Origin of the sequence: uncultured Fretibacterium sp. (assembly GCF_938040765.1) — a bacterium.
Taxonomy (GTDB): domain Bacteria; phylum Synergistota; class Synergistia; order Synergistales; family Aminobacteriaceae; genus CAJPSE01.
Genome location: NZ_CALIAA010000161.1, coordinates 1 through 1,824 on the forward strand (window position 1 = coordinate 1; position 1,824 = coordinate 1,824).

General features: G+C 62.7%; 2 protein-coding genes. Both read right to left on the reverse strand.

The genetic code is table 11. The features are described 5' to 3' along the window. Positions 1-17: 17 nt before the first annotated feature. A complete protein-coding gene (locus Q0176_RS05755) occupies positions 18-962 on the reverse strand; it encodes a CBASS cGAMP-activated phospholipase (protein WP_299300143.1) in 945 nt (314 codons plus the stop codon). A 103-nt stretch (positions 963-1,065) separates the two neighbouring features. After that, positions 1,066-1,689 carry a GNAT family acetyltransferase gene (locus Q0176_RS05760; RefSeq protein WP_299300141.1) on the reverse strand — a complete coding sequence of 208 codons (624 nt, stop codon included), beginning with the start codon at positions 1,687-1,689 and terminating at the stop codon, positions 1,066-1,068. Positions 1,690-1,824: the final 135 nt, after the last annotated feature.

The following is a 1,824-nucleotide window of genomic DNA, read 5'->3' on the forward strand; positions in this document are numbered from 1 at the left end:
GTCCCTGCTGCAGTGCGCTAAAGCCCACCGTCGAGGAAGCGTCGGATTTTCTCCCGGCTCTCCCGAAAGACCTCCCGGGCTTTTGTCTCGAGGTCCTCCATAATGGAACAGTCGTCCAGATTCAGGGGCGTCTCGGACTCGAAGGAGAGGCGGAGGAACTGTTTTTTGTCGAGCAGCATCTCGAGATAATTGTGCGTCGACCGAGTCTGGAGGAACATCAGAAAGTCGACGAATTCCGTTCCCCTCCAGCCGTTGATGAATCCCCATCGTTTTTGTTTCATGAGGCCGTAACCCGTTTGGGAGTGCCCGGTGCCCAGGGACAGGACCCGGATATCCTCGAGCGCGACATCCAGGGTCTGCTGGGCCTCTATGACCGCGGCGAGCGAGGGGCTGTTGGCCCAGAGCCCGCCGTCCGCAAGCAGGTTGTTTCCGATGTGGGTCGGATCGAAATAGGTCGGCGCCGAGCAGGAGGCGACGACGGCGTCGATCAGGGGGACCTGCAGGTCCTCGTTTTTCTCCCTGGCGTAGCCGGAGCGGAAGAGATAGGCCTCTCCCCTTCTGATATCGGTAGCGGGAAGGACGAGGGGAGCTTCTATGGAGCCCAGCGTGACGTCCCCGAGAAGCGGGGCCAGCGCCCCACGGAGCCTCCGTTGGTGGTAACGGCTGCGGATGGCGGGCTCGAAGACCCTTGGCCCCCAAAATCTCCGGCGCCTGAATATGGAGGGGCCGTCGTTGCGATAGACCCCTGCGATCCTGTCCATATCGGCGCCGCAGGCCACGGAGGCGGCAATGATGGACCCCGTGCTCGTGCCGGCGAACATGTCGAAGCGCTCTCGAAGCGGCACCTTCAGCTCCGTTTCGATGTGCCCGAGGACGGCTGCGGGAAAGAGACCGCGAATCCCCCCGCCGTCGATCGACAGAATGTAGAAAAGCCCCGAATCTTTGCTGGCTATGATCGGCACCCCCAATTTGAAATCCCGACCCCCATCCCGCTCTCGATGGACGGCGGGACGCAAGATCAGACACCTCAGATTATAACAAGCCCGGGGAGAGCGGCGGCATGCTTTATCCGCGTCGGTCCATGCCCTGCGCCTCCCGTTGCCCTCGCGTCGAGCAGGCCATCAGATAATAATGGCTGCCGTTGTAGTCGAACGTCCCCGGCGTGGCCATGCCGGCCTTTCGGCTGTGCGCCGCGTAGGAGCGTGGGTTGGCCTGGTTCACGAAGGTCACCATGATGGGATAACGGTCCTCCATCGTCCGGAGCGAGGCGGCGAAGACCCTCTCGAAGACCCCTCGGCCTCTGTAGTCCCGGTCGACGCACACCGGACCGTACTGGTAGGAGTTTTCCTCCGTCAGCGTCACCCCGCCGAACCGATAGTTCCCGAGGATGCGGATCATGTTCCGGAAGAACGGCCACTGGGACCAGAAGCCCCAGGGGGCCGCGAGGGCGAAGGCCGCGACTCCGGCCCCGTCCCGCGCGACCGTCACCCCGTTCTCCTCCACGATCAGCGCCGTCATCTGTTCCGGGGTCATGTTCGTCGTCACGAAGCCGTCCCGCCTCTCCGCCTCGCCGAGGTTGTCCGCGTGGTTGGCCCGGAGCAGCGCCATCACCCCCTCGCGATCCTGCAGCGTCGCCTGTCCGATCTCCAGCATGGTGACCCTCTCCTTCGTCATCTCATCGCGCGTCATCTCATCGCGCCTCCTTCAGGATCGTCCTCCCGCCCGACTCGTCCCATACTAACAAAAAGAGGGGGCTCGGAAAAGTGGAAAAGCGCACCGGGAGGCCGTCAGGGTAACAATCCATTTTTGATAAAGCCGGTATTT